The organism is Aeromicrobium sp. (assembly GCF_049587115.1).
In the GTDB taxonomy this organism is placed as follows: domain Bacteria; phylum Actinomycetota; class Actinomycetes; order Propionibacteriales; family Nocardioidaceae; genus Aeromicrobium.
Genome location: NZ_JBAVDI010000124.1, coordinates 1 through 5347 on the forward strand (window position 1 = coordinate 1; position 5347 = coordinate 5347).

Consider the following 5347-nt stretch of genomic DNA (forward strand, 5'->3'; position numbering starts at 1 on the left):
TCACACCGCCCCCGTGCTCGGCATCACCGGCACGGGCGGCTCCGGCAAGTCCTCACTGACCGACGAGCTCGTCCGCCGCTTCCGAGTGGACCAGCAGGACAAGCTGCGCATCGCGGTGATCGCGGTCGATCCGACCCGGCGACGCGGCGGCGGTGCACTGCTCGGCGATCGCATCCGGATGAACTCCCTGGACGGCGAGCGTGCCTATTTCCGGTCGCTCGCGACCAGGGGTTCGCGCGAGCTGCCCGAGTCGCTGCCCGACGTGATCTCGATCGCCAAGGCCGCGGGGTTCGACCTGATCATCGTCGAGACTCCCGGCATCGGCCAGGGTGACGCGGCGATCGTTCCCTACGTCGACACGTCGATGTATGTCATGACACCGGAGTTCGGCGCCGCGTCCCAGCTGGAGAAGATCGACATGCTCGACTTCGCCGACATCGTTGCGATCAACAAGTTCGAGCGTCGCGGTGCCAAGGATGCCCTGCGCGACGTCGGCCGCCAGATGGTGCGCAACCGGGAGGCATTCGGCATGCGGCCCGAGGACATGCCGATCTTCGGCACCTCGGCGGCGACGTTCAACGACGATGGCGTCACGGCGCTGTATCAGCACCTGCGAGACCTGCTGGGCGAGCAGGGACTCACGATTGCCGAAGGGGTCCTCCCGCACGTCGACGTCCGCTTCTCCAGCGGCATCCGACAGGTCGTGCCATCGGATCGCGTGCGCTACCTCTCGGAGATCACCGAGACGATCCGCGGCTTTCATGCCGACACCGAGATCTTCGCGCAGGCGGCGGGCCGGGCACAACGGCTCGAGCTGGTGGCCAGCGAAGATCACCTGTCGACAGCCTCGAAGGACGAGCTGGGCGAGCTCGCCCTCGAGGCCAGGAAGGCCGTGCCCACCGGGATCAGCGACAGCATCGAGGCGTGGCCGTCGATCGTCGAGTCGTATTCCGGTGACGAGATGGTCACCAGGATCCGCGGCCGGGACATCCACACCCAGCTGACCCGCGAGTCGCTGTCCGGCAACAAGATCCCCCGCGTCTGCCTGCCGAAGGTCACCGACCACGGTGAGCTCGTGCGCTTCTGGCGCAAGGAGAACCTCCCGGGCCACTTCCCGTTCACCGCGGGCGTGTTCCCATTCAAGCGCGACGGCGAGGACCCGGCCCGCATGTTTGCCGGTGAGGGCGACCCCTTCCGCACCAACCGCCGGTTCAAGCTGCTGTCCCACGACGGCGAAGCGACTCGCCTCTCGACGGCGTTCGACTCGGTCACGCTCTACGGTCGTGACCCCGACCCACGCCCCGACGTCTACGGGAAGGTCGGCACCTCCGGCGTCTCGATCTCGACGCTCGACGACATGAAGGCGCTGTACGACGGCTTTGACCTCGTCTCGCCGTCGACCTCGGTGTCGATGACGATCAACGGGCCCGCCCCCACCGTCCTGGCCTTCTTTCTCAACACCGTGATCGATCAGCAGGTCGCCGCCTTCCGCGAGCACGAGGGCCGCGACCCCTCCGACATCGAGCACGCCGAGCTGAGGTCGTTCGCGCTGCAGAACGTCCGCGGCACGGTGCAGGCCGACATCCTCAAAGAGGACCAGGGCCAGAACACATGTCTGTTCTCCACCGAGTTCTCGCTCCGGATGATGGGCGACATCCAGCAGTACTTCATCGACGAGGGGGTGCGGAACTTCTACTCCGTGTCCATCTCGGGCTATCACATCGCCGAGGCCGGGGCGAACCCCATCAGCCAGCTCGCATTCACCCTGTCGAACGGCTTCACCTACGTCGAGTCGTACCTCGCCCGCGGCATGGACGTCGACGACTTCGCGCCCAACCTGTCGTTCTTCTTCTCCAACGGCATGGACCCGGAGTACTCCGTGCTCGGTCGCGTCGCGCGTCGTGTCTGGGCCATCGCGATGAAGGAGAAGTACGGCGCCAACGAGCGCTCGCAGAAGATGAAGTACCACGTGCAGACGTCGGGGCGTTCGTTGCACGCGCAGGAGATGGACTTCAACGACATCCGCACGACGCTGCAGGCACTCATCGCGATCTACGACAACGCGAGCAGCCTGCACACCAATGCCTACGACGAGGCAGTCACGACTCCGTCCGAGGAGTCTGTCCGCCGCGCCCTCGCGATCCAGCTGATCATCAACAAGGAGTGGGGTCTGGCGATGAACGAGAATCCCACCCAGGGTGCGTTCATCACCGATGAGCTCACCGACCTGGTCGAGAAGGCCGTGCTGGCCGAGTTCGACGCGCTCAGCGAGCGCGGAGGAGTACTCGGTGCGATGGAGACCGGCTACCAGCGTGGACGCATCCAGGATGAGTCGATGCTGTACGAGCACCGCAAGCACGACGGATCGCTGCCGATCATCGGGGTCAACACGTTCCGCAAGCCCGAGTCCGAGACCGAGGCGCCGACGGTCGAGCTCGCTCGCGCGACCGAGGCCGAGAAGGAGTCGCAGCTCGCCCGGGTCCGGAGCTTCCAGGAATCGCACTCCTCTGATGCGGCCAAGGCCATCGAGCGACTGCGACTCGCGACGATCCACGACGAGAATGTCTTTGCCGTTCTGATGGACGCCGCGCGGGTCTGCTCACTGCAGCAGGTGACCGAGGCATTCTTCGAGGTCGGCGGCCAGTACCGCAGAAACGTCTGACCTCACTCGTCCACGGCCCAGGCGTACAGGTCCGGATTTCGGGCGTCCGATGCCGCGCCGCTCGCGCCCAGTGGGAGTCCATGCGTGAATCGGCCTGATGTGGGTACGACATCTCTGCGCGGGGCCACCGAGGTCCTGCTCAAGGAGGGAACTGAGATGTCGGACATCGACTGGTGGGTATGGGTCGTCGCGGCGATTGCGGTCGTGGTCGTGGTGCTGGCGCTGGTCATGGCGAGCCGTCGCGCATCGACGAACAAGCAGGTCAAGCAGCGCGAGGACAATGAGCGCCGACGCGTCGAAGCCACGGGCATCCGGGACGAGGCACACGTGGCGAGCGTCGAGGCGCAGCGCAGCGAGGCCGATGCGGCCACCGCGCACGCCGACGCCGAAGAGGCGCGACTCGCCGCCGACCGGCTCGAGCAGCAGGCCGCCGATCGAGACCACGAGGCAACGCAGCAGCGAGATGCTGTGGACGAGCGACTCGCCGAGGCGGACCGGATCGACCCGGATGTGCACGACGACGGATCGCGTCGGCACATGAATGCCGCGGCCGAGAATGCGGACGAGCCCGCCGGCGACCCGATGCACGACGCCTCGCACGCTCGGCGGGACGACACCGTCTGAATCTGGCGGACCACGTGCTGGTGGAGCCGGGCTCCGAACCCCTTGGGTGACCGGGCCCGGCTCTCGGCCTATCGTCGAGACGTGAGCACCCTTCCCACCTATGACCAGATCCGGCAGATCCCGGCCCATCTGGAGCGATCCGTCCCGGCCGAGTTCATCGACGAGAACGGTCACATGAACATCGGCAGGTATCTCCAGCTCGGGGGTACGGCCCTGTGGGATCGCTGCCAGCGCGAACTCGGCATGCCGGAGGACTACATCGCGGCACGTGGCCTGTCGACCTTCACGGTGGAGCACCACCTGACGTACCTCTCGGAGATGATCGAGGGCGAGAAGATCTCGGTTCACGTCCGGCTGATCGCCCGCTCGGACAAGGCGCTGCACTCGGTCAGCCTGATCGTCAACGAGTCGCAGCGTCGACTCGCGTGCGTCATGGAGGCGACGCTCGTGCACATGGACATGACGACGCGCCGGCCGACGCCATTCCCCGACGACGTGCGCGACCTGCTCGACAGCGCGCTCAAGCAGGACGACGTTGCCTGGCCGGCACCCCTCAGTGGTTCCATGGGCGTGCGACGCTCCGCGTGAACGACGATCTCGGGCATCCGCTCGGCGCCACCTCCCCGGCTCGTCGCATCGTCTCGCTCGTCCCCTCGCTGACCGAGGCGATAGCTGCGACCCGACCCGGCGCGCTCGTCGGCGCGACCGACTGGTGCACGCATCCCGCAGAGCTCGACGTCACACGAGTCCGCGGGACCAAGAATCCCGACCGCACCGCCATCGCCAACCTCTCCCCGGACGTGGTGATCGCCAATCAGGAGGAGAATCGCGAGCTCGACATCCGACGACTCCGAGAGTCCGGAATCCAGGTGTGGGTCACCGTGATCGAGACGGTCGACCAGGCCTTCACGTCGATGACCCGGATGTTCACCGAGGCCCTCGGCTGGGAGGTGCCACCGTGGCTGACAGAGGCGCAGGCGGTGTGGGCCGAGCCGTCCCAGCCGTCCGGTCGCCGGGTCGCGATCCCGATCTGGCGCGATCCGTGGATGGTCGTCGGCTCACGGACGTTCACCGGCGACCTGATCGACCGGCTCGGCGTCGTGAACGCCTTCGGCGAGAGCCCGGATCGTTACCCCCACGTCGAGCTCTCCGAAGTGGACTCGGGCGCCGTCGACCTGGTCCTGCTGCCCGACGAGCCGTACGTCTTCGCGGCGGACGACGGGCCGGAGGCATTCACCAAGGCGCCGACCGCGCTGGTGTCGGGACGATCACTGACCTGGTACGGCCCGTCGATGCTGACCGCGCGCGCCGAGCTCGAGACGATGCTACGAAGCCACGAGCCCCGAGGCTGAATCAGGCCCTGGGCGGCTGGATGCCATCGGCAGCTCGGCGTGCGGCCGACCGGGACACGGCCTTGCGTGGCTCGCGGGCCTCGAGCGTGACCGGCTTGAGCGCGACGACCGGCGGCGTCTCACCGACGATCGCGTTGTGGCTGCCCCAGACCAGGTACTTGGCGGTCAGGTTGATCATTGTCGCGAACCGGTTGCGGTTGCCCAGCAGCGTCGCGACGTGCAGGCCGACCCAGATGATCCAGGCCGGGAAGCCGCGCAGGCGGGGGAGGAACTTGATCTCCGCGACCGCCGACGAGCGTCCGATCGTGGCCATCGTGCCCTTGTCGGTGTACTTGAACGCCTTGACGGTCTTGCCCTTGAGGTCCGCCTTGATGACCTTGGCGACGTGCTTGCCGCCCTGGATCGCCGGCTGCGCGAGCTGCGGCAGCGGCTCGTCGGGACTGATCGAGATGTCGCCGATCGCAAAGACGTCGTCCACGCCCTTGACCCGCAGGTGCTCGTCGGTCTCGATGCGCCCACCGCGTCCCTGCGGCACGGCATAGTCGCCCACGGTGGAGTGCGCCGTGATGCCACTGGCCCACACCACGATGCCAGCCGGGAGGAACTCCTCCGTGCCGTCGTGCTCGACGAGCACACCATCGGCACGGACTTCCTTGACCGCCGTCCCGAGGCGCAGATCGACATCGCGCTTCTCCAGGGACTTGCGGGC

The 5347-nt window shown here is 67.1% G+C and carries 5 protein-coding genes; 4 read left to right on the plus strand and 1 reads right to left on the minus strand.

The window, feature by feature from the left end:
* The 4 genes from icmF to WB461_RS11375 all read left to right on the plus strand — a co-directional run.
* On the plus strand, window positions 1-2662 hold a 2662-nt coding region (icmF, locus tag WB461_RS11360), incomplete at its 5' end, for a fused isobutyryl-CoA mutase/GTPase IcmF (protein ID WP_423852844.1).
* A gap of 84 nt (window positions 2663-2746) precedes the next feature.
* Entirely contained in the window at window positions 2747-3286 is a 540-nt protein-coding gene (locus WB461_RS11365; protein WP_423852845.1) for a hypothetical protein, read from the plus strand.
* Window positions 3287-3367: 81 nt separating this feature from the next.
* Complete coding sequence (locus WB461_RS11370) at window positions 3368-3874, plus strand: thioesterase family protein (RefSeq protein ID WP_423852846.1); 507 nt, start codon at window positions 3368-3370, stop codon at window positions 3872-3874.
* Window positions 3871-4638 carry a helical backbone metal receptor gene (locus tag WB461_RS11375; protein WP_423852847.1) on the plus strand — a complete coding sequence of 256 codons (768 nt, stop codon included), beginning with the start codon at window positions 3871-3873 and terminating at the stop codon, window positions 4636-4638. The genes WB461_RS11370 and WB461_RS11375 overlap by 4 nt, the downstream gene beginning before the upstream one ends.
* A 1-nt stretch (window position 4639) precedes the next feature.
* On the opposite strand, the gene WB461_RS11380 is transcribed toward WB461_RS11375, so the two are convergent.
* Window positions 4640-5347, minus strand: a 708-nt coding sequence (locus tag WB461_RS11380) for an NAD(P)/FAD-dependent oxidoreductase (protein WP_423852848.1), incomplete at its 5' end; no start/stop codon positions are given.